This is a genomic window from Ensifer sp. Root127, assembly GCF_001425225.1.
Taxonomy (GTDB): Bacteria; Pseudomonadota; Alphaproteobacteria; order Rhizobiales; family Rhizobiaceae; genus Ensifer; species Ensifer canadensis.
Window position 1 is genome coordinate 526,921 of the sequence record NZ_LMDX01000023.1, and the last position, 22,968, is coordinate 549,888.

A 22,968-nucleotide genomic window follows, 5' to 3' on the forward strand; every position below is an offset into this window, starting at 1 on the left:
ATCCCCGTCGTGATCCAGCACGCACTGACGACTGGAGCGGCGGCCACAGCGAGTTGGCCGGGTGATTACGATCCGGCCTGTCACATCGGTTTTTTTGAGGCTTAACTTTTTGCATGAGCGTTTGGGGTTGGCAGTGAAGGCGTCGTCGTCCCGGGGCAAGGGGGAGCTAATCTGGACATGGTTTGGGTCGAGCAATTCCTGATCAAATATCCTGAGCTTGCCGTATTCCTTGCTATCAGCATCGGATATCTGATCGGCGATCTCAAGTTCAGCGGCTACAGCCTCGGACCTGTAACCGGCTCGCTGTTTGCGGGCATCCTGATCGGGCAGTTCGCCCATGTGCCGATTGCCGGGATGGCGAAATCGCTGCTGTTTCTCCTGTTCCTCTTCGGCATCGGCTACTCGGTCGGACCACAGTTCCTGCAAGCCCTGAAGCGGGATGGGATGAAGCCCGTGTTGCTTGCGGTCGTCGTCTGTGTGACCGGGCTGCTCATGGCCGTCGTGGTTGCCAAAATCCTTGGTCTCGACCCCGGTTTTGCGGCGGGACTGCTGTCGGGCTCCCTCACCGAAAGCCCGGCGATGGGCACAGCAACCGAGGCAATCAATGCGCTGCCGCTGCCTGAGGCGGATCGCGCGCGGTTCGTTGCGCACATCGCTGTGGCCGACGCTGTTTGCTACGTCTTCGGCGCGGTTGGCGTCATTCTGTTCTGCAGTGTCGTCGGCCCCAGACTGCTTGGCATCGATCTCGTTGCCGAGGCGTTGAAGCTGGAGAAGGAGTACGGAATTACCCGCAAAGCGGTCGGTGTCTCCTCCGCCTGGCACAGGTTCGAGATTCGCGCTTACCAGATCGCGGACGGCGCGCCAGCTGTTGGTCTGTCGATAGCCGCCGCCGAGGCGACGTATCCAGAACACAGGCTTTTCATTCAGCGCTTGCGTCGAGGGGAAGCAATCATCGAGGCGGCCCCGGAGGTCGTGATCAACCCCGGTGATATCGTTGCCGTATCCGGAACGAGGGAGGCGCTGGTCGGCGTCCTCGGACCGCGCGCCGAAGAGATCGAGGATCGCGAACTGCTCGATGTCCCGGTATCGGTTTCTGATGTGCTGCTGACAAGCCCTGATCTCAAGGGCCGAAGCATCGCGGCTGTCGCCAAGGAAAGCTGGACACGCAGCCTCTACCTGCGCGCTATTACGCGTGGGGGGCAGGATATACCCATCGCGCCGGGGATCACGGTGGAACGCGGCGATATCCTGCGCCTGGTGGGACCGGAGGCCGTCGTGTCAAGCGCCGCCAAGCGCATCGGTGTCGTGGTCGCGCCGACGACGGCGACAGACTTCCTGGTCCTTGGTTTTGCGATCTTCCTTGGCGGGCTTGTCGGCGTTCTCGTCACGTTTCCAATCGGTGACATGCGGATTTCGCTCAGCACCAGTGTGGGCACGCTCCTGGCTGGGTTAACGGTGGGGCACCTGCGCACGCGCTTCCCGCTTTTCGGCCGAATACCGGATGCCGCCGTGTCGCTCATGACCTCGCTTGGTCTTGCCGCCTTTGTCGCGATGACCGGTCTTCATGCCGGACCTGTGTTTGCATCCGCCATCGCCGAAGCGGGCGTCGGACTTCTGTTCGGCGGCATGATCGTCACCATGGCTCCGTTGATTGTCGGCCTATACTTCGGGCGTTACGTGCTTGGCATGAACCCCATTTTGCTGCTGGGCGGGCTCGCGGGGGCACAGACCATGACAGCCGGCATGGCGGCGGTTCAGGACAGGTCGGGAAGCACTGTTGCCGTCCTTGGCTACACGCCGGCGGTTCCCATCGGCCATATCCTGCTCACGACCTGGGGAACGGTGATCGTCGGTATCGTCTCGGGATGAAAAACGGCAAGTTTAATCAATCAGCGGCGACGCTGCTGCATGCTAGAATTCGCAACAGACTTTCATAGTAAAAAGACGAATACTGACTGCGAATCGACGATGCGAATCGCCAATGATCTGAAAGGTGCTTTTGATGCGACAGACACTATACATTGTTCCGCCTGCGCTTCTCATCGCTGCACTGGCGGGCGCAGGGCCCGTGTCGGCGCAGGAGGCGGTAAAACCGGCGGTGCAGCCCACGGAGGCCAGCAAGGCTCCGGAACACTGGATTCCCAAGCTGCGGGTCGGCGACGACAATGCCTATTTTGAATTCTACGGCCAGATCAACAAGGGCCTGCTGGTCTACGATGACGGCGGGGCAACGGATAACTACTTTCCGGTCGACAACGGCAACTCGTCCACGCGGGCGGGCTTTCGCGCATACACCCTCATGGAAAAGGGTTGGTCGTTCGGCGCCAATCTCGAATGGGAATGGAACCCTTATTCGACAACCAACGTCAACCAGTTGAACAAGGACCACTATGATTGGGGGACTGACCTGCTGCGCAAGGCGGAAATTTACCTCGACTCGAAGGAATACGGCAAGTTCTGGTTCGGCCAGGGCAGCATGGCGTCGGACACGACGGCCGAGGTCGATCTGTCCGGCACGGGCGTGGTCGGCTATTCGCTTGTTTCTGATATGGCCGGGGGACCGTTTTTCCGCAACGATGACGGGACGCTTTCGACGGTAAAGGTCAAGGACGCGTTCACCAACTATGATGGTCTCGGTCGCAAGTTCCGCGCCCGATATGACACGCCTTCGTATGGCGGATTCAGCTTTGCGAGCTCGGTCGGCACACAGGTCGTGCCCGAAGAAACCGACGTTACCGTGTGGGACATGGCGGTTCGATACGATGAGACCTATGATGCCTTCAAGGTCGGTGCCGCAGTTGCCTTTTCGAGGCCAGGCGACGGCAACTCGATTTACGACGCGTCCGTTTCCGTCTTGCATATTGATACCGGTCTCAGCCTCACCCTTGCCGCGGCCTATTCCGACAAGGAAACGGTCGATGGACACTATGGCTACGTGAAGGTCGGCTATCAGACTGATATTTTCGACGTCGGCAAAACCGCGTTTTCGGTCGACGCCTATTTCGGCAAGGACATTGCGGGCAAGGGCAGCAACAGCGATTCCTTCGGGGCACAGATTGTCCAGAATCTCGACTATCTGCAGACGGAACTCTATCTTGGAGCCCGGACCTACTCCTTAGATCAAGAGACCGCCGACCTCCAGGATAGCTTCGCTGTTCTGGGCGGCGCCAGAATAAAGTTCTGAAGCAACAGTCGGCAGCGTGCTGCCGGCCGTGCCACACGATCATCGTGCATTCGTTCACTATTGTTTCGACTTGGCCGCTTCGGCGGGCCTTGCAGTTCACAGGGAGGAATGACTCATGGCAGACATCGACTATCGCGAATACGAGAAGATGAGCCCGTTCGAAATCAAGGACGGCCTCATGAAGCTTGCCAAGCGCAGCGCACAGAAATCGACGAATGCTCTGCTCAATGCCGGCCGTGGAAATCCAAACTGGATCGCAACGACCCCGCGCGAGGGGTTCTTCCTCTTCGGCCAGTTCGCCCTGACCGAAAGCCGGCGGACCATGGACAACCCGGCGGCGGGCCTCGGTGGCATGCCCCAGATGAAGGGTATCGCGGCGCGCTTCGACGCGTGGCTGGCAAAACATGCCGAGGACCCGGGCGCCGACTTCCTGTCGAGGATGGTCGAGCACGGCGTCAAGATGTTCGGTTTCGATGCCGACGCCTTCGTTTTCGAACTGACGGACTCGATAATCGGCGACAACTATCCCGTCCCGGACCGGATGCTGGTGCATGCCGAGCAAGTCGCGCATCGCTACCTGATGTGGGCAATGGGCGCAAATGCGCCGATCGGCAAGTTCGATCTCTACGCCGTTGAAGGGGGAACGGCGGCGATGTGCTACATCTTCAAGTCGCTGATCGCCAATCGCATCCTCAAGAAGGGCGACACGATCGCGATGGGCACGCCGATTTTTACCCCCTATATCGAGATTGCGGAACTCGAGGACTATGCGTTCAAGGCCGTCCATGTCAGAGCGACGCAGGAGCACCGCTTCCAGTATTCCGACGAGGAGATCCGCAAGCTCGAGGACCCGAAGATCAAGGCATTCTTCGTCGTCAATCCGGGCAATCCGACGTCGATGGCAATCGATCCGCAGACGATGAAAAAGCTGGTCGATCTGGTCAATACCAAGCGGCCGGACCTCATCCTTCTGACCGATGACGTCTACGGGACGTTCGTGCCGAACTTCCGCTCGCTGATGTGCGAGCTGCCCTACAACACCATCTGCGTCTATTCCTATTCGAAGTATTTCGGCTGCACGGGATGGCGTCTCGGCGTCATCGGCATCAACGAGAAAAACATTCTCGACGATCTCTTGACCAAGCTCCCGGCCAAGGAACTGGAGGCGCTGGACAATCGATACCGCTCGATCACGCTCGAACCGCGCAAGCTCAAGATGATCGATCGCATCGTTGCCGATAGCCGCGACGTCGCGCTCAATCACACCGCGGGGCTCTCGTTACCGCAACAGGTGATGATGACCATGTTCTCGATCAGCGAACTGATGGACACGGACAAGGTTTACCAGAAGGCCTGCATGGCGATCTGCACCGACCGGGTGAACATGCTGCTTGAGGGACTGCCGCTCGACCTGCAGCCGAATGCAAACTTTGCCGGCTACTATGGAACGATCGATTTCGAGTTCTGGCTGCGCAAATATGTCGGCGAGGAGATGGTGACCTGGCTGAAAGCGAATGTGCATCCGCTCGATCTGGTCTACCGGCTGGCGGAGGATCATTCGATCGTGCTGCTCAATGGCGGCGGCTTCGATGCGCCGAACTGGAGCGTCCGCGTCTCCTTCGCCAATCTTCCAGACGATGTCTACGACGACATCGGCCGCGGGGTCCGTGCAGTCGGGCGCGGTTATGTGGATACGTTCAACGCGCTGAAAGGGAAGTAACACTCCCCTTCCGGCATGCCGGCAGATTTTCCAACAGCGGTTCGCAAATTACTGCGAACCGCTCTCGCTGCGCGAGTCACGGCCTCGGCTCGCTGCGGCGCAAGACGTCCGACGAGGTATCTACCGTCAGAGGTAGATGTTGTTCGTACCAGCAAGCAGTGCGCGATAGTCAAATTCACACGTCAGTGAGAAGGAGTCATTCGATGCTAAGCACATCCACAACGATGCTCAACTACAAGGAACACAAAGGTATCGGACAGAGAGCCGGCGGGATCACATCGCGGCATCGCGGGTTGGTCAGACGACTGCTCGTGACGGTCGCCCTTTTGGCGGCCGCCCCCACCTTGGCCCAGAACATGCAGGAGCCTTCCAAGCAATACAGCAAGGAAGAGATGCAACAGGCACTAGAGACCAGGGAACAGTACGACGTTCACGGTCTGCGCTTCGCAATGTCGGAAGCGACATTGCGACCTGGAGCGGAAGGACTTCTTGACGACATCGCTGCGGCGCTCAAGAACTTCCCTGAATGGGGCCTGAGAATTGTCGGCCATACCGATACCAGCGGTAATGAGGAGACCAACCTGCGCCTTTCCGCCGAGCGTGCAGAGGTCATCAAGGCGGCTCTCGTCGAACGCGGAATCGATGCCGCCAGGCTGACGACGGGAGGCGTCGGACAGGCCCAGCCGATTGCCAGCAACGATACGGCCGATGGCCGGGCTCTCAACCGCCGCGTCGAGCTCGTCCGGGTCACCGACTCGGCCGAAGCCAAGAAACTGCTCAAGGCCATGACCGACTACCTGGCGGCTCAGAATGCCCTGTCGTTCGGCTATGATTCCACCTTCCAGGTCGTCACCAACAGTGATCAGAAACTCGGACTGGCAAGCTCGGGGACAGTGACCCTCAGTCGGCCCGACAAGGTACACACGACCCGTTCGGGCGGCTTTGTCGACAGCGAGGCGCTGTTCGATGGAAAGACGCTGACACTCCTGGGCAAGAACCTCAACAAATACACGCAGGTCGAAATACCCGGGACAGTCGATCATCTGATCGACGAGCTGAAGGACAAGTACAACTTGCCTTTGCCGGCCGCCGACCTGTTGATGACCGGTGCATATGACGAATTGATGCAAGGGGTGTATGATTCTAAGGATCTGGGAAGCGGCGTCGTCAATGGCGTGGAGTGCGATTCTCTCGCCTTCCGCAAAGACGATGTCGATTTCCAGATCTGGATCGCGCACGGGGCAGAGCCCTATCCCTGCCGCCTGGTCATAACCTCCGGGCAGGTGAAGGGTGGGCCGGAATACAGCATCCAGATCAGGGATTGGAAATCCGGGGCGGCCGTTGCGCCGGGTGATTTCGACTTCAAGAATGCGTCGAATGCCGAAAAGATCGATGTGAACGACCTCCAGCACAACCTGGGTGAATTGCCAGAGAACTTCAAGGTAGGAGATAAAAAATGACCTTCCGTAAGCGCGCAGCAATTATCTGCCTTGTTTGGGCAGTTCTGTTTGGCATCGGCGAGCTGGCGAAGGATGCGCCAGTTCTCGCGATCCCCACCTTTACCTCTGAGGCCGTTGCCGTAGTCGGCCGGCCGTTGACGCCGGTCAGTGTGGCCGGTGCCGCGCGGCGCACGACCCGGCGCTGTGCCGCAGGCGTTTATAACTGCTAGAAGAGCGCGTGGCCGTTCGGCAGGCATGGCCGATTTCGGATAGGAATTCGGACGGTTGATGCTGTTCGGCCCGCACTATCTCGGCTCCAGCACATTCCGACACTTTTGCCGTCAAGGCTGGAGCGGGTCTTCTGCATGCCTCCAATTGCGTGGTGAACCGCTGCGAAGGCGTTGCTCCTAAAACTGCGGTCTATCGCCGGTCAGGCGCGAGTTGCTGCGCCCGACGGCTTGGCATCGCCTGCCGTGACGTCTTCTGCACTTTGTGTAAGTTTGCGCGCTATTTCATAGAATGCATGGACAAGTTTCCCGTTGCTGCGTTCGCGCAGGCAGATGAGCGCTTCGTCCATCAGCATTTCCGGGGCATCGATCTTGATCGGCACGAGACGCGTGTCCTGGCCGAACTCGGCGGATGAGACGAAACCCACGCCGCCGCCGGCAGCGACGATCTCGCGAACCGCCTCGCGGCCCTCGGCCTCGATCAGCGGCGTCAGCGTGACGCCGCATTGTGCGGCCATGGCCTCGAGCTTCTGGCGGGTCTTGGAACCTCGCTCGCGCATGACGAGCGGATGTTTTGCAAGCTCTGCGAAGGTGGCGCTCTGACATGTCGCCAAAGGATAATCGCGGCTTGCGAAGGCGACGATCGGCGTCGAATTGAGCTTCAGAACGTCGAAGTCGCCGGCCTGCGGGACTTCGCCGAGAACGCCGATATCCGCTTCATAGGCGTGCAGGCTGGTGATGACGGTTTCCGTGTTGCCCGCATCGATCGAAACCTGCACGGTCGGGTAGGCCCGCCGGAAGGCGGCCAGGATGTGCAGCAGATGGTGTGCGGCATCCGCGACGATCCGCAGCTTTCCAGCCCTTAATGCGCGCGACTCCGAGAGAAGATCGAGTGCCTGTTGCTCGACGTCGAACATGCGCCGGGTGACTTCGAGAAGCTGCTGGCCCGCCTGGGTCAGCGTCACCTGCTTCTTGTTTCGATTGAAGAGCAGGACGTCATACTCCTCCTCCAACTTGCGAACCTGATCGGAGACGGCGGGCTGCGTCAGGAAGAGCGCCTCGGCTGCCCGCGAGAAGCCGCCGTGGATGGCCACATTGTGAAAGGCACGGAGCTGGACATAGCGCACGGTAACATCCCCACAGATAAATTCTATCTATGGAACCATCAGAACGAACGATTTGATTTATGTAAAGGGGCAAAAGATAATTTCCGGAGTTAACCCTTTCCGGAGCGCGCCTATGAATCTTTCGGCTGTCGCCCTTGAACTTACCGCCGCAACAGTCCTGCTGCTTTATGCCGTCAGCCTCGTCAAGAAGGGCGTCGAAGCTGCCTGCGGCGACGTGGTCACCCGTGCCGTTGGAGGGGCTGGCGGCAGGCCCCGCGCGGCAGCCTACGGCTGTTTGATTGCAATTGCCCTGCAGAGTTCGACGGCGGTTGCGATGCTCGCCGCCAGCTTTGCCGTGAGCGGAGCTCTGAGCCTCGAAGTCGGGCTGGCGGTCCTTCTCGGCGCGGACCTGGGCTCTGCCCTTGTCGTCAAGATCTTGAGTTTTGATTTGCACTGGCTGGCGCCATTGCTGATTGCCGCCGGCGGCCTCCTGCATCTCAAGGCGTGCGCTCGCAAGCCGGTCGAGGCCGGGCGTGCGGTTCTCGGGATCGGCCTGTTGCTCCTGTCGCTGCAGATGATCGGCCATGCGACCCTTCCGCTTGGTCAAAGCCCATTGCTGCCGGCAGCGATCGACATGCTGAGCAAAGACCCTCTCACGGTCATGATCGTGGCTGCGGTCTTCACCTGGGGCCTGCATTCCAGCGTCGCGGCCATCCTTTTGATCCTGACCTTTGCCGCAAAGGGCCTGCTGCCGCTCGATGTCGGCATTCCCCTGATCCTTGGCGTCAACCTTGGTGGTGGGCTGATCGCCCTGTGGCTGACCCGAGGCCTGCCGGTGGAAGGCAGGCGGCTGCCGCTTGGCAATCTCGTCTTTCGCGCGCTGTTCAGTGCCGCAGTCTTTGCGCTGTTTTCCGCGCAGCTCTCTTTTGCGTGGCTGCCTGGCACGACGGTCGCTGCCGAGCTCGTCAATCTGCACGTGCTGTTCAATGCTGCACTGGTGCTCCTGGGTCTCATATCGTGTGGTCTGATGGCGCGCATCGTTCGCGTTCTCACGCCTGACAACGCTGGGGGAAAAGATGCCGGTCTTGCAGCGCATGTCAGTGCGCTCGACCGGTCTCTGATCGAAAAGCCGGCGCAGGCTTTGGCGGCGGCCGCTCGCGAAGTGCTCCATATGGGCAACCTGATCACGCGTTTACTCGAACCGGTCATGGGGGTAATCGCGTCGCCAACGCCCGAGACGGTCGATGCGCTGCGCCGCATCGACGGCGACATCCATCGCGCACATAGCGAGATCAAGCTCTTTATCGCCGCAGTTAATAGAGGTGTGCTGACGGAGGAGCAGTCCCGGCGCGGCATCGAACTCACCGAGGCGGCCATTCATCTGGAATATGCCGGCGACGTGGTGTCGAAGAGCCTGTTGCGCATGGCGGAGGAGCGGCTGGAAGGGGCGGGCGCCTTTTCGCAAGCCGGCTGGCACGAACTGACGGCGCTGCATGACGCAGTGTTTTCGAACGTGAAACTTGCCGCCAATCTGCTGGTCTCGCCCGAACCGGTGATTGCCCGCGAGATGGTGCGCCAGAAGGAACACGTGCGCCGGCTGGTGCAGGAAAGCAGTCAAAGCCACCTTGAGCGGCTGAGGCAGGGAATTGCTGCCAGCATCCAATCCAGCGACATGCATCTGGAGATCGTGCGTGCGCTGAAAGAGCTCAATTCACTGGTCACGACGATGGCCTATCCCCGTCTTCGCGAGACCGGGGATCTGCTCGAAAGCCGCCTCGTTCCGGCGGCATAGATGTATAAGTGAAGCTTATAGATTCATACAAAAGAACGATTTTACATATATATCCGTCCACCGCATTGTCGGTTCCGGAGACGCCAACGTGAGGACGGACAATGCCAAACACCGCTTCTGACAGAACCATCGCACCGCTGGAAACGCCGAGACTGGGCGAGCCCTATCTGCTGACGCCCGGTCCGCTGACGACGGCCTATGAAGTCAAGGAGGCTATGCTTAGGGACTGGGGATCATGGGACGGTGATTTCCGTGCGATGACTGCCGACCTGCGTCGCCAGCTTCTCGATATTGCCGGCGATGCCAAGGGCGAGTTCGATTGCGTTCCGATGCAGGGCAGCGGTTCGTTCTCGGTCGAGGCGATGCTGGGCAGCTTCGTTCCCCGCGACGGCAAGGTGCTGGTGCTGATGAACGGCGCCTATGGCAAGCGCATCGCCCAGACGCTCGCCTATCTCGGCCGCGACCACGTGACGATCGACAAGGGCGATTACATGCCGCCACGCGGACCCGAGGTTGCCGCTGCGCTCGACGCGGATCCGGCCATTACCCACGTGGTCGTCGTCCACTGCGAAACCAGCTCCGGCATCCTCAATCCGCTGAAGGAAATCTCCGAGGTCGTCTATGCCAGAGGCCGCAAGCTGCTGGTCGACTCGATGAGCGCCTTCGGTGCCGTACCGGCCGGCGTTGCCGACTTCCGCTACGAGGCGATCGTTTCCTCAGCCAACAAATGCATCGAAGGCGTGCCTGGCTTCGGCTTCGTCATCGCCCGCAAAAGCGAACTGGAGGCCGCCAAGGGCCGCAGCCACTCGCTCAGCCTCGACGTGCACGCGCAATGGGACTACATGAACAAGACCGGTCAGTGGCGCTACACGCCGCCGACGCATGTCGTCGCTGCATTCCTGGAGGCCCTTCGGCTGCATCGCGAGGAAGGCGGAGTCTCCGCCCGCGGCGCGCGTTATGCCCGCAATCGCGACGTCATGGTCGCCGGCATGCGCGAGGCAGGCTTCGAGACCCTGCTTGCCGACCGGTGGCTGTCGCCGATCATCGTTACCTTCTTCAGCCCTGCCGATCCGGCTTTCGCCTTTGATCGCTTCTACGACCTGATGAAGGAGAAGGGGTTCATCATCTATCCCGGCAAGCTGACGGTCGTCGACAGCTTCCGCGTCGGCTGCATCGGCCGCATGGATGAACATGTGATGCGCCGCGTGGTCGAGGCCGCGCGCGCATCCCTCACCGAAATGGGGGTCGCCAATGCTGCGCCTCCGGCGATCGCCCTTGCCGAACGCAGCCGTCTCGCCGCCTGAATGAACGATAGGATTTTCCCGATGAACCAGATGTCCAAGATCAACGTCGCCGTCACCGCGAACCGGCGCAGCTATCCCTGGCCAAACGTCCCAGCCATCGCCATCTGCCTCGATGGCTGCGAGCCGGCCTATCTCGACGAGGCCATCAACGCCGGGTTGATGCCGACACTTGCCCGCATGCGCCAGACGGGCACGGAGCGCACCGCGCTCAGCGTCATCCCGAGCTTCACCAACCCCAACAACCTCTCCATTGCGACCGGCCGTCCGCCGGCCATTCACGGCATCTGCGGCAACTACCTCTACGAACCGCAGACCGGCAACGAAGTGATGATGAACGATCCCCGCTTCCTGCGCGCGCCGACCATCTTCAAGGCCTTCTACGATGCCGGCGCGAAGGTCGCGGTCGTCACCGCCAAGGACAAGCTCCGTGCGCTTCTCGGTCACGGCCTCAAGTTCGACGAGGGCAGGGCGGTCTGCTTCTCGTCCGAAAAGTCCGACACGTCGACCAAGGCGGAACACGGCATCGATAATGCCTCGGCCTGGCTTGGGCGCCCGGTGCCGGAGGTCTATTCGGCGGAACTTTCGGAATTCGTCTTTGCAGCCGGTGTGAAACTGCTGAAGGAATTCGCTCCTGACGTCATGTACCTGACGACCACGGACTACGTGCAGCACAAATATGCGCCGGGCGTCCCGGCGGCGAACGCCTTCTACGAGATGTTCGACAAGTACCTGACCCAACTCGACGCGCTTGGTGCGGCGATCATCGTGACGGCCGATCACGGCATGAAGCCGAAGCACAAGGCCGATGGTTCTCCCGATGTCATCTACGTGCAGGACGTACTCGACGAGTGGCTCGGAAAGGACGCTGCCCGCGTCATCCTGCCGATCACGGATCCCTACGTCGTGCACCATGGTGCGCTTGGTTCGTTTGCGACCGCCTACCTGCCGGAACGCGCCGACAAGGAAGAGATCATCGAGCGGCTGGCAGCAATCGGCGGCATCGACCTCGTGCTTTCGCGACCCGAAGCCTGCATGCGTTTCGAACTGCCGGATGACCGCATCGGCGATATCGTCATCATCTCGTCCGAGAACAAGACGCTCGGCACCAGCGAGCATCGCCACGATCTTGCTGCGCTGAACGAACCGCTGCGCTCGCACGGCGGCCTCACCGAGCAGCAGGTGCCCTTCATCTCGAACCGCAAGTTGCCCGAACTTGTTTCCGCGGCCACGCTGCGCAACTTCGACGCCTTCTACTATGCGCTCGTCGCGGCGGCGCAGCCGGCAAACTAGGGAGCGGACGATGACCAAGGTGGAAACGACATTCGCCATTCGCCATGAGCCGATGCGTATCGCCGGCAGACACGTCGATGCCGAAGGGCTGATCGAGGTGCATTATCCCTGGAACGATGCCGTCATCGGCACCGTTCCGGCAGGCAACGCCGAACATGCTCGCAGGGCCTTCGAGATCGCGGCGGCCTACCAGCCGAAGCTGACACGCTACGAGCGCCAGCGCATCTTGCTAAAGGCGGCCGAAATGCTGGTCGCCCGCAAGGAGGAGATCTCCGATGTCATCACGCTGGAGCTCGGCATATCGAAGCAGGACTCGCTCTACGAGGTCGGCCGCGCCTTCGACGTTTTGACGCTGTCGGGTCAGATGTGCATTCGCGATGACGGCGAGATCTTCTCCTGCGATCTCACCCCACACGGCAAGGCGCGCAAGATCTTCACGATGCGCGAGCCGCTGACCGCCATCTCGGCGATCACCCCCTTCAACCACCCGCTCAACATGGTGGCGCACAAGGTTGCGCCGGCCATTGCCACCAACAACTGCGTGGTGCTGAAGCCGACGGAGCTGACGCCGATGACGGCGCTCATTTTCGCCGACATTCTCTACGAGGCCGGATTGCCGCCGGAAATGCTGTCGGTGGTGACCGGCTGGCCGGCGGATATCGGGATGGAAATGATGACCAACCCAAACTTCGACCTCATCACCTTTACCGGCAGCGTGCCAGTCGGAAAGCTGATCGCGGCGAACGCCCACTACAAGCGCCAGATCCTCGAACTCGGCGGCAACGACCCGCTGATCATCCTCAATGATCTGTCGGATGACGACCTGGCAAAGGCGGCGGACCTGGCGGTCGCCGGCGCGACGAAGAACTCGGGCCAGCGCTGCACGGCCGTCAAACGTATTCTGTGCCAGGAAAGCGTGGCCGACCGCTTCGTGCCGCTCGTTCTGGAACGGGCCAAGAAGCTGCGCTTCGGTGACCCGATGGATCGGGCAACGGAACTGGGCACGGTCGTCCATGCCCGAGCCGCCGAAACCTTCGAGCGTCGCGTGCACAAGGCTGCCGAAGAGGGAGCGGAGATCCTCTACGATCCCGGCCGCCGCGGCGCCCTGCTGCCGCCGATCGTGGTCGATCGCGTGCCGCATTCGAGCGAACTCGTGATGGAGGAAACCTTCGCGCCGATCATCCCGATCGTGCGGGCACCCGATAATGACGATGCCCTGATTGCGCTGTCCAACTCGACCGCCTTCGGCCTGTCGTCGGGCGTCTGCACCAACGACTTCCGCCGCATGCAGAAATACATCGCCGGTCTCAGGGTCGGTACGGTGAACATCTGGGAAGTGCCCGGTTATCGCATCGAGATGTCTCCTTTCGGCGGCATCAAGGATTCCGGCAATGGCTACAAAGAAGGTGTGATCGAAGCGATGAAGAGCTTCACCAACGTCAAGACGTTTTCCCTGCCCTGGTGATCAGGGCCCTGGTGATCCGGGTGTCCCCTGCCTGACCACCATTTCTGGGAGCTGTCGACCGACAGCTCCCTTTTTCTTGGGGCCTGTTGCGAGCCGCATTGTCTGCATCTGCCGCTCGCTGATGCAGGCGTTCGCTTCTTCATCAATCGGCAGCAGATGCCAGTGAGACGGCAGAAGACCTATAGATTTTACTTTGCTAATGATAAGAATAATAAATTTTACTAATTGAATGCACCCACGCAGAATGCCTCCTGAAGCGTGCAAGACAAGGGCAGCGACAGATTGCCCGCCATGCTTCCCGGATTTTTCCAGGCCTCCAGAGGAGATTTTCAGCATGACCAGACACATGTTTTTTATGCTTGCCGGCGCCATGTCTGTGGCTCTTCCCGTCATTGCTTCCGCCCAGACCGCGCTCACCGTTTACACCGCTGTCGAAGCTGTCGACCTTGATCGCTACAAGGCAACCTTCGAGAAGGCGCATCCCGATATCACGATCAACTGGGTCCGGGATTCAACCGGCGTCATGACGGCAAAACTGCTCGCCGAAAAGGACAACCCGCAGGCGGACGTCGTCTGGGGACTTGCTGCCACATCGCTGCTTCTCCTGAAGACTGAGGGCATGCTGGAGGCGTATCAGCCCAAGGGCGTCGAGGCGCTCGACAAGAAGTTCGTCGACGGTGACACACCGCCGAGCTGGGTGGGAATGGACGCCTATGTTGCGGCCCTCTGCTACAACACGGTCGAGGGCGCAAAGCTCGGGCTGAAGGCCCCTGCAAGCTGGGACGACCTGACGAAGCCTGAGTACAAGGGCCACATCGTCATGCCGAACCCGAGCTCGTCGGGCACCGGCTTCCTCGACGTCTCCGGCTGGATGCAGATGTGGGGTGAGGAGAAGGCCTGGTCCTTCATGGACAAGCTTCATGAGAATATCTCGGCCTACACGCATTCCGGCTCGAAGCCCTGCAAGATGGCCGGTGCTGGCGAGGCTGTCATCGGCGTTTCCTTCGAGTTCCCCGGCGCCAAGGCCAAGAGCGCCGGCGCGCCGATCGACATCATCTTCCCGAGCGAGGGCTCGGGCTGGGAAGCCGAGGCGACGGCGATCATTGCCGGCACGGCAAACCTTGAAGCCGCCAAGACCCTCGTCGACTGGTCGGTCACCAAGGAAGCCAACGAAATGTACAATGCTGGCTATGCCGTGGTCGCTTATCCGGGTGTCGCCAAGCCGGTCGAGCATCTGCCCACCGACATCGCTTCAAAGATGATCGACAACGACTTCGAGTGGGCCGCGAACAATCGCGCCACCATTCTGAAGGAATGGCAGAAGCGCTACGACGCAAAGTCGGAACCGAAGAGCTGATCGGCCCAGGCGGAGCGCATGCGCGCTCCGCCTGTCGCATTCTCTCCTTGGGTCGCATTCGATTTAAGGATGAAAACATGCAGCAATTCAAAGTGCTACAGTGACCTTAGTGCGTCCCTTATGACGCGCGGCGCTGCAGAAATCCCTGACAGCCAGCGGAGCTTGCAGATGAGACATGCCATGTCGATCGAACCGACACCCACGAGCATTCCCCGCGCCTCTGACCAGGAGACCACACCGTCATCCCCCTGTCTCGAAATCCGCGATCTCTGGAAGAGCTATGGCGATTTCACGGCGCTGCGCGACATCTCGCTCGATATCGGCAAGGGTGAATTCGTCTGTTTCCTCGGCCCGTCGGGCTGCGGCAAGACGACCCTTTTGCGGGCGATCGCCGGCCTCGATCTGCAGACACGCGGCGTCATTCGGCAGGATGGCCGCGACATTTCGGTTCTGCCCGCGTCGAAGCGCGACTACGGCATCGTCTTCCAGTCCTATGCGCTCTTTCCCAACCTCACCATCGAGCAGAACATTGCCTTCGGCCTGGAAAACACCGGCCGCTCGAAGGCGGACGTCGCGGCACGTGTTGCCGAACTGCTTGAAACGGTTGGGCTTTCGGCGCAAGCCAAGAAATATCCCGCCCAGCTTTCCGGCGGACAGCAGCAGCGCATCGCTCTTGCCCGCGCCATCGCCATATCCCCTGGGCTGCTTCTGCTCGACGAACCGCTGTCTGCCCTCGACGCCAAGGTGCGCGTTCATCTGCGCCATGAGATCAAGTCGCTGCAAAGGAAGCTCGGTGTCACGACCATCATGGTGACGCACGATCAGGAAGAAGCGCTCGCCATGGCCGACCGGATCGTCGTGATGAACCACGGCGTCATCGAACAGGTCGGATCGCCGACCGAAATCTATCGTCATCCCAAGACCCTGTTCGTTGCCGACTTCATCGGCGAGACCAACCAGTTCCAGGCAAAGGTCCTGCCGGATGGTCAGGTCGAGATCGGGAATTCCGCCTTCTGTTGTCCAACGGATGGCTTTGCCGTCGGGGATCCGACCACGGCGGTGGTCCGCCCTGTCGATATCATCCCGCACGGCGCCGACGCACACGCGGTCCATTCGCTCGATCGGCCGGCGACGCCGCAGAATCTGATCGATGCCGAAGTGCACGAGATGGAGTTCCTCGGCATGTTCTGGCGGACGCGGCTGACCGCGCCGCGGCTCGGAGATCGGCCCCTCGTCGCCGATTTCTCGGTCAATGCGGTGCGCCGGCTGCGGATCGAAACGGGCGGGGTCATCCAGGTCGAGATACCGCGGGAACGCCTATTGCTCTATCCGAGGGGCATCTGACAATGAGCATAACGATCGACTACGCCCCACCGGGCAAAAGACTGCGCCAGCAGGCCTCGCGCGACGACCTCGTCAAACTCGGCTTCATGGCCGTCATCGGGCTCTACCTGATCGTCGCACTGGGCGCGCCGCTTTTCGTCATGCTGTCGAAGTCGATGTCAACCTACCGCTTCGATCTGAGCGCCTTCGAATTTCAGGTGAGCGACGAGACGGGGAAGAATTGGGCGACGGCAGTCACTGCGGATGCGCTCAACCGGGAACTCGGCGTTGCCACCGAGAAGGACCTGGCCACAAATTCGGACGGCCGCCTGGCCGCTACGAAATTCTTCCCGCAGTTCAATTTTCGCAGCCCCGTCCATTACCGCATTCGTGGGATGACGGACGATACGGCGTTTCTCGCCGGCTCCACGCTGGAGAAGGGCACCGAGTGGCGCGAATATGATTCCGCCACCTTCCGCCGGGTTGTGTTGCGCCCGGCCAGCACCATCGGCGTCGAAAACTTCAAGACCTATTTCTCGACGCCGGCGCTCGCCCGTTCGATCTACAACTCGGTTCTGATGGCGTCGATCAGCACGGTGGTGACGGTTTCGATCGCGTTTGCGCTCGCCTATGCGTTGACGCGCAGCTGCATGCCGCTCAAGGGGCTGTTCCGGGGCATCCTCACCATACCGATCCTCGTGCCGTCGCTTTTGCCCGGCATTGCGCTGGTCTATCTCTTCGGCAATCAGGGCGTCTTCAAGGACTGGCTGCTGGGCTATTCCATCTACGGTCCGATCGGCATCGTCATCGGCTCGGTGTTCTTCACGCTGCCGCATGCCTTCCTCATCATTCTGACCGCCTTGTCCGTTGCCGATGCGCGCCACTACGAGGCCGCGGCATCGCTCAGGGCCAGCAAATGGCGTACTTTCACCACCGTGACGGTGCCGGGCGCGCGTTATGGCCTCGTGTCGGCCGCCTTCGTCGTCTTCACTTTGGTCATCACCGATTTCGGACTGCCCAAGGTGATCGGCGGGCAATACGGCATGCTGGCAGTCGATATCTACAAGCAGGTGATCGGCCAGCAGAATTTCGAGATGGGTGCTGTCGTCTCGGTCATTCTTCTGGTGCCGGCGGTGCTCGCTTTTGCCGTCGACCGCAGGATGCAGAAGCGCCAGGTGGCGCTGCTGTCGGCGCGGGCGGTGCCCTATGCGCCGAAGCGCAATGTCCGCATGGACGGCTTCTGCTTTGCCTTCTCGTGCCTCGTCAGCCTGTACATTCTCGGCATGATCGCCATGTGTCAGATCGCGGCACTGGTGAAGTTCTGGCCCTACGACTTGACGTTGACGACGAAGAATTTCGCCTTCGACCTGATGGATGGCGGCGGTTGGGCGGCCTATGCCAATTCGATCAAGCTCGCCTTGCTGACGGCATTCTTCGGCTCGGTGATCGTCTTTGCCGGCGCCTACATGGTCGAGAAGGCCGACGGGTTCCGCTTCGGTAGGGGCGTCTTTCATTTCCTCGCCATGATGCCGATGGCCGTGCCGGGCATGGTGCTGGGCCTGGCCTATATCTTCTTCTTCAACAACCCGGCCAATCCACTCAGCTCCATTTACGGCACGATGACGATCCTCGTCGTCTGCACGGTGACGCACTTCTACACTGTGGCGCACCTGACGGCGCTGACCGCGCTAAAGCAGATGGATCCGGAATTCGAATCCGTCGGGGCGTCGCTCAAGCAGCCCTTCCACCGGCTGTTCTTCCGGGTCACTTTGCCGGTCTGCCTGCCGGCGATCCTCAACATCGGCATCTATCTCTTCGTCAACGCCATGACGACGGTTTCCGCCGTGGTCTTTCTCTATTCAACCGACACCAAGCTTGCGTCGGTCGCCGTGCTCAACATGGATGATGCCGGCGACATCGCGCCGGCTGCGGCCATGGGCATGATGATCTTCTACACCAATGTCGTCGCCAAGCTCATCCATGCGGGGGTCACACGCGGGCTACTCGCGCGCACGCAGGCGTGGCGGTAGGCCTTACGGTGTCGGGACAGGGTGGCGTTCGGCTGCCGGGCTTCTCCCTTGGCAATGGGCTGAGGCCCCGCCGGTCGCCTAGGCGACCTTCATGTCGGGCAGCACACGACCAGGCTCTCCTGAGGTCGATCGCGAAGGCCGGCGGTGCGCCAGTTCTGCCAGGCGCGTGCGCTGCGGCGTACAGCCGTAGGTCTCCCTGTAGGTCCGGGAGAAATGCGAGGCCGAGGAAAATCCGCATGCCACGGCGATCTCGAAGACGGGAAGCGATGAATTGACGAGAAGCAGGTGCGCGCGCTCCAGCCGCAGCTGGAGATAGTAGCGCTTGGGGGAGCGCCCCATCTCGCGCCGAAACAGGCGTTCTATCTGACGGCGCGACAATCCAGTCGTGGGAGTTATGTGGGCAAGTTTCAATGGATCGGCGAGGTTCGCCTCCATCTGCTCGATGATGTCGATCAGCAGACGGTTATCGATGCCGACGCGGGTCTGAAGCGGCAGCCGCTGGCGCTCTCCGGCGCTGCGGACCCGTTCCGATAGAGCCAGCTCGCAAACGCGATTTGCTACGTCCCGTCCGAGATCATCTTCGACAATGCGCAGGAACATGTCGAACGGGGCATTGCCGCCGGCGCAGGTATAGAGGTCGCTGTCGATCTCGAAGGCCGTCTGGCGGGCTTTCGTCGTGAAGAACCGTTCGGAGAAGTCCGGAAAGTGCTCCCAATGCACGGCGCAGCGACGCCCATCGAGCACGCCGGCCCGTGCCAGGCTGTAGAGGCCGCCTGCGAGTCCAGCGATGGCAATGCTTCCCCGCCGGGACAGCCGCAGCCAGCCTTCGGCCTTTCCGTCGGCAGGGGGAATGGCGCGGCCGCCGCAGACTACGATCATGTGGGGACGCTCAGGTTGTTGCAGCCCGTCCCGCTCAGAGGTGAGCGCTGCGTCGGCCATCAAGCGCATGCCGCAGCTTGACAGCGCAGGCTGGCCGTCGCGTGTCACGGTACGCCAACAATAGTGAGGCCTGCCCAGGACATCATTGGCGAGGCGAAGCGCTTCAAGCGCGGAGGTGAATGCGTGCTGCGTGAAGCCGTCGAGCAGGTAGAAGGTAAATCGACGGCCTTGTGTGCATGCCTGTTGCACTGCCTGCCTCCCTTTGCGTCAATGAGTGCTTGAGATCAAGATGCAAAGAAGAGTTACATTATGAAACATAAATAGACATCTTTCATGCGTGATTATGCGCGGGCCCGTGGTTTGATGCGCTTCAGACCGGGAGAATGAAGGCGAAGTTGGGTTGCGGTGACGCGTTTTGCGACGCGTCTTGTCAAAACACCAAAAATGATCGCAGATATCCGCATGTCAGATACTCAAAGCGCTCGTGCCCTTGCTCCCCGCCGTCATGGCGAAATCCTCCGCCGTCTAGCCGCCGATGGCACGGTCAGCATCACCGAGCTTGCCGATTTTTTCGATGTGTCGCGCCAGACGATCCGTCGTGACTTGAAACACCTGGCGGAGCGAGGCCAACTTGATCTCGTTCACGGCGGCGCGACGCTGTTCGAGCCGACCGAGGCCGCCTTCACGGAGAGGCGTGGTGAAAATGCTGCGGCGAAGGCATCGATTGGCAGGGCTGCAGCGGGTCTCGTGCGCGACGGCATGGTCGTGTTTCTCGATTCCGGCACGACGACGCTTGCGGTGGCCCATGCCCTGTCAGAGCGAAAAAACCTAACGATTTGTACGACTTCCCTTTCGATAGCGCTGCAGATGTGTCGCCAGCCGCTGGTGCGGGTGCATATGCTTGGTGGTGAGATCGATCCGGCAGAGGAGGCGGCTGTCGGCATCGATGCACTTGAGGCGATCAGCCATTTCCGGGTGGATGTGGCTTTCCTCGGCGGCGGCGGATTGTCGCCGGACGGTGAGGTGACTGACTTTACCCGCAATGGTGCCGAGCAGCGCTCGCGCATGATCGCGATGGCAGCGAAGGCCTACTTCATTCTCGATAGCTCGAAGTTCGGCCGGCTGACGCCGCTGCGCATTCCGCGCTTCGAATTGGCAGCCGGGGTAATCGTCGATGCGCGACCGCCGCAGGCGATCTGCGAAGCGCTGGAGCGCCGAGGTCCAGGCCTGATTGTCGCGACGTAATGTAATATTTTGTAACTTATTGTCTTGTTATTTGCTCTTCCGTTGTTATGGTGTGGCCTTCCATGGCTTCGGGAGGCTGTTTCATGGCTCAGAATTTTCCAACGCAGGCACAGGTCGTCATCATCGGCGGCGGCATTATCGGCTGTTCGGTCGCCTATCACCTCACCAAGCTCGGCTGGACGGACGTCGTGCTCTTGGAGCAAGGGCAATTGAGCGGCGGCACCACCTGGCACGCAGCCGGCCTTGTCGGCCAGCTGCGCAGCCATGCGAACATGACCAGCCTGATCAAATATTCGACGCAGCTCTATAGCGAGCTGGAGGCTGAAACCGGGCTCGCCACCGGCTGGAAGAATTGCGGCTCCGTTTCCGTCGCTCGATCGGCCGACCGTATGACGGTGCTGAAGCGCACGGCCGCGTCAGCCCGCGCGCAGGGCGTCGCCATCGAGGTGATTTCGCCGAAAGAGGCCCAGGATCTCTGGCCGGTGATGGCCATCGACGACCTGGTGGGCGCCGTCTGGCTGCCGGGTGACGGCAAGGCCAATCCGACCGATCTGACGCAGTCGCTCGCGAAGGGCGCGCGCAATCGGGACGCGCGCATCATCGAGCGTGTGCGCGTCACCGGCATTGTCACTGCCGATGGCGCGGTTACCGGTGTGGAAACGGATCAAGGGACGATCGCCGCCGAGATCGTCGTCAATTGCGCCGGCCAGTGGGCGCGCAAGGTCGGGCTGATGTGCGGCGTGTCGGTGCCGCTGCATTCGGCCGAACACATGTACATTGTAACCGGCAGGATTGAAGGCGTTCACCCGGATCTGCCGGTCATGCGCGACCCCGATGGCTACATCTACTTCAAGGAAGAGGTGGGTGGCCTGGTCATGGGCGGTTTCGAGCCGGAAGCAAAACCGTGGGGCATGGCGGGCATTCCGGATGATTTCGAATTCGCCTTGCTTCCTGACGACTGGGACCAGTTCGAAATCCTGATGCAAAGCGCCCTGCAACGGGTGCCGCAACTGGCGACATCAGAGGTGAAGAAGTTCTATAACGGTCCTGAAAGCTTCACGCCCGACAACAACTTCATGCTCGGCGAGGCGCCGGAACTGAAGAACTTCTACGTCGGCGCGGGCTTCAACTCGATGGGCATTGCGAGCGCCGGTGGCGCCGGGCGTGCGCTGGCGGAATGGATCGTCAACGGCGCGCCGACCATGGACCTCTGGCCGGTCGACATCCGTCGCTTTGCAAACTTCAACAACAATCCGCGCTGGCTGCATGACCGCGTCAAGGAGACGCTCGGGCTGCACTATGCCATGCCCTGGCCCAATCGCGAGCTGGACACGGCGCGACCTTTCCGCCGCTCAGCCCTCTATGATCGGCTTGCGGCAAAGGGCGCCTGCTTCGGCTCGAAAATGGGCTGGGAGCGTGCCAACTGGTTTGCGGCCGAGGGCGAAAAGCCGGTCACGGACTATGCCTTCGGCCGGCAGAACTGGCACGAGGCGGTCAAGCGCGAGATGAAAGCAACGCGCGAGGCGGCCGGCATCTTCGACCAGACCTCCTTCGCCAAGCTTCTTGTCCAGGGGCGCGATGCTGCAGCAGCACTCAACCGCATCTGCGCCGCCGATATCGACGTTGCGATCGGTCGTTCCGTCTATACCGGGCTCCTTAATGTGCGCGGCGGCTATGAAAGCGACCTGACCGTGCTGCGGCTGGCGGCGGACCGCTTCCTCCTCATCACCGGTTCGGCGCAGCCGGTGCACGACGCCGACTGGATCCGCAAGAACCTGCCGGCCGAAGCGCATGTGACGCTGACTGACGTCACCTCTGCCTACGCGGTTCTGGCGCTCATGGGTCCGCGTGCGCGGGATATCCTGTCCCGGTTGACATCAGCCGATCTCTCCAATGCCGCCTTTCCCTTCGCGACGATCCGGGAGATCGATATCGGCTATGCCACGGCCTATGCCAACCGCATGACCTATGTCGGTGAACTCGGCTGGGAACTGATTGTGCCGACGGAGTTCGCCGTCGGCGTCTATGAGGCGTTGCACGACGTCGGACGGGATTTCGGGTTGAGCGATTGCGGCTACTATGCGCTCGAGGCGCTCCGGCTGGAAAAGGGCTATCGCGCCTGGAGCCGCGAGCTGACGCCGGATGTCAACCCTTACGAGGCGGGCCTTGCTTTCGCGCTCTCGCTCGACAAGCCGGACGGCTTTCTCGGCCGTGACGCGTTGATCGCCGCAAAGGAGAAGGGGGTGCCCACGCGGCGCATCGTGCAGTTCACCGTCGATGATCCGTCGCCGATGTTATGGGGCGGTGAGCTGGTTCTTCGCGATGGCAAGCCCGTCGGCGAAGTCCGTTCGGCGGCCTACGGCCACACGCTCGGCCGCTCCGTCGCCCTTGGCCTGATCGAACATTCCTCTGGCGTCAACAAGGAATTCCTGGAGGGCGGGAGATTCGAAGTCGAGCTTGCTGGTGACCGGTTCTCCGTGACCGCGCATCTGTCCCCGGCCTATGATCCAAAGGGTTTGCGCGTCAAGGCGTAAGGATATTCGCGGGTGAGCGGTTTCCCGATCATCCGCGAGCGATTTTGTTTGAAAACCGTGCACAGTGCTGCTG

Annotated in this window: 17 protein-coding genes; 14 read left to right on the top strand and 3 right to left on the bottom strand. The window is 61.0% G+C overall.

Features of this window, described 5'->3' with window-relative positions; translation table 11 throughout:
- Positions 1-177: 177 nt before the first annotated feature.
- From aspT to ASD03_RS24650, 5 genes are all read left to right on the top strand, one after another.
- Positions 178-1,869 (top strand): aspartate-alanine antiporter, encoded by a 1,692-nt coding sequence (aspT, locus tag ASD03_RS24630; RefSeq protein WP_057217073.1) that lies wholly within the window; start codon positions 178-180, stop codon positions 1,867-1,869.
- 133 nt (positions 1,870-2,002) lie between these two features.
- Positions 2,003-3,184, top strand: coding sequence for a porin (locus ASD03_RS24635; protein ID WP_082557394.1), 1,182 nt, complete (start codon positions 2,003-2,005; stop codon positions 3,182-3,184).
- 115 nt (positions 3,185-3,299) lie between these two features.
- The gene (locus tag ASD03_RS24640) at positions 3,300-4,904 is read left to right on the top strand and encodes a bifunctional aspartate transaminase/aspartate 4-decarboxylase (protein WP_057217074.1); all 1,605 of its coding nucleotides are present in this window, start codon (positions 3,300-3,302) and stop codon (positions 4,902-4,904) included.
- Between the two features lie 311 nt (positions 4,905-5,215).
- Entirely contained in the window at positions 5,216-6,364 is a 1,149-nt protein-coding gene (locus ASD03_RS24645) for a DUF2092 domain-containing protein (RefSeq protein WP_309141657.1), read from the top strand.
- A complete protein-coding gene (locus ASD03_RS24650) occupies positions 6,361-6,573 on the top strand; it encodes a hypothetical protein (RefSeq protein ID WP_057217078.1) in 213 nt (70 codons plus the stop codon). Before ASD03_RS24645 ends, ASD03_RS24650 begins: the two co-directional genes overlap by 4 nt.
- Positions 6,574-6,773: 200 nt before the next feature.
- On the opposite strand, the gene ASD03_RS24655 is transcribed toward ASD03_RS24650, so the two are convergent.
- On the bottom strand, positions 6,774-7,697 hold the full coding sequence (locus ASD03_RS24655; protein ID WP_025430158.1) for a LysR substrate-binding domain-containing protein: 924 nt from the start codon (positions 7,695-7,697) through the stop codon (positions 6,774-6,776).
- Positions 7,698-7,809: 112 nt separating this feature from the next.
- Between ASD03_RS24655 and ASD03_RS24660 the strand changes: the two genes are divergently transcribed.
- The 4 genes from ASD03_RS24660 (at position 7,810) to phnY (ending at position 13,527) form a co-directional block, all read left to right on the top strand.
- Positions 7,810-9,468: a Na/Pi cotransporter family protein gene (locus ASD03_RS24660; RefSeq protein WP_057217080.1), complete on the top strand. Its 1,659-nt coding sequence runs from the start codon at positions 7,810-7,812 to the stop codon at positions 9,466-9,468.
- A gap of 101 nt (positions 9,469-9,569) precedes the next feature.
- Positions 9,570-10,772 carry a 2-aminoethylphosphonate--pyruvate transaminase gene (locus ASD03_RS24665; RefSeq protein ID WP_057217082.1) on the top strand — a complete coding sequence of 401 codons (1,203 nt, stop codon included), beginning with the start codon at positions 9,570-9,572 and terminating at the stop codon, positions 10,770-10,772.
- 21 nt (positions 10,773-10,793) lie between these two features.
- Positions 10,794-12,062: a phosphonoacetate hydrolase gene (gene phnA, locus ASD03_RS24670; RefSeq protein WP_057217236.1), complete on the top strand. Its 1,269-nt coding sequence runs from the start codon at positions 10,794-10,796 to the stop codon at positions 12,060-12,062.
- A gap of 10 nt (positions 12,063-12,072) precedes the next feature.
- Positions 12,073-13,527, top strand: a complete 1,455-nt coding sequence (gene phnY, locus ASD03_RS24675) for a phosphonoacetaldehyde dehydrogenase (protein ID WP_057217083.1) — start codon at positions 12,073-12,075, stop codon at positions 13,525-13,527.
- Here phnY and ASD03_RS39310 read toward each other — a convergent pair whose 3' ends face one another.
- Positions 13,528-13,863 (bottom strand): hypothetical protein, encoded by a 336-nt coding sequence (locus ASD03_RS39310; protein ID WP_156408062.1) that lies wholly within the window; start codon positions 13,861-13,863, stop codon positions 13,528-13,530.
- 10 nt (positions 13,864-13,873) lie between these two features.
- Between ASD03_RS39310 and ASD03_RS24680 the strand changes: the two genes are divergently transcribed.
- The 3 genes from ASD03_RS24680 (at position 13,874) to ASD03_RS24690 (ending at position 18,237) form a co-directional block, all read left to right on the top strand.
- Positions 13,874-14,884: a putative 2-aminoethylphosphonate ABC transporter substrate-binding protein gene (locus ASD03_RS24680; RefSeq protein WP_200957356.1), complete on the top strand. Its 1,011-nt coding sequence runs from the start codon at positions 13,874-13,876 to the stop codon at positions 14,882-14,884.
- Positions 14,885-15,052: 168 nt separating this feature from the next.
- Positions 15,053-16,228: a putative 2-aminoethylphosphonate ABC transporter ATP-binding protein gene (locus ASD03_RS24685; protein WP_057207260.1), complete on the top strand. Its 1,176-nt coding sequence runs from the start codon at positions 15,053-15,055 to the stop codon at positions 16,226-16,228.
- Between the two features lie 2 nt (positions 16,229-16,230).
- Positions 16,231-18,237, top strand: a complete 2,007-nt coding sequence (locus tag ASD03_RS24690; protein WP_057217087.1) for a putative 2-aminoethylphosphonate ABC transporter permease subunit — start codon at positions 16,231-16,233, stop codon at positions 18,235-18,237.
- 78 nt (positions 18,238-18,315) lie between these two features.
- On the opposite strand, the gene ASD03_RS24695 is transcribed toward ASD03_RS24690, so the two are convergent.
- Positions 18,316-19,365: a GlxA family transcriptional regulator gene (locus tag ASD03_RS24695; protein ID WP_057217089.1), complete on the bottom strand. Its 1,050-nt coding sequence runs from the start codon at positions 19,363-19,365 to the stop codon at positions 18,316-18,318.
- A 213-nt stretch (positions 19,366-19,578) separates the two neighbouring features.
- Between ASD03_RS24695 and ASD03_RS24700 the strand changes: the two genes are divergently transcribed.
- Positions 19,579-20,361 carry a DeoR/GlpR family DNA-binding transcription regulator gene (locus ASD03_RS24700; RefSeq protein WP_057207335.1) on the top strand — a complete coding sequence of 261 codons (783 nt, stop codon included), beginning with the start codon at positions 19,579-19,581 and terminating at the stop codon, positions 20,359-20,361.
- Between the two features lie 83 nt (positions 20,362-20,444).
- Positions 20,445-22,895, top strand: a complete 2,451-nt coding sequence (locus tag ASD03_RS24705) for an FAD-dependent oxidoreductase (protein ID WP_057217091.1) — start codon at positions 20,445-20,447, stop codon at positions 22,893-22,895.
- Positions 22,896-22,968: the final 73 nt, after the last annotated feature.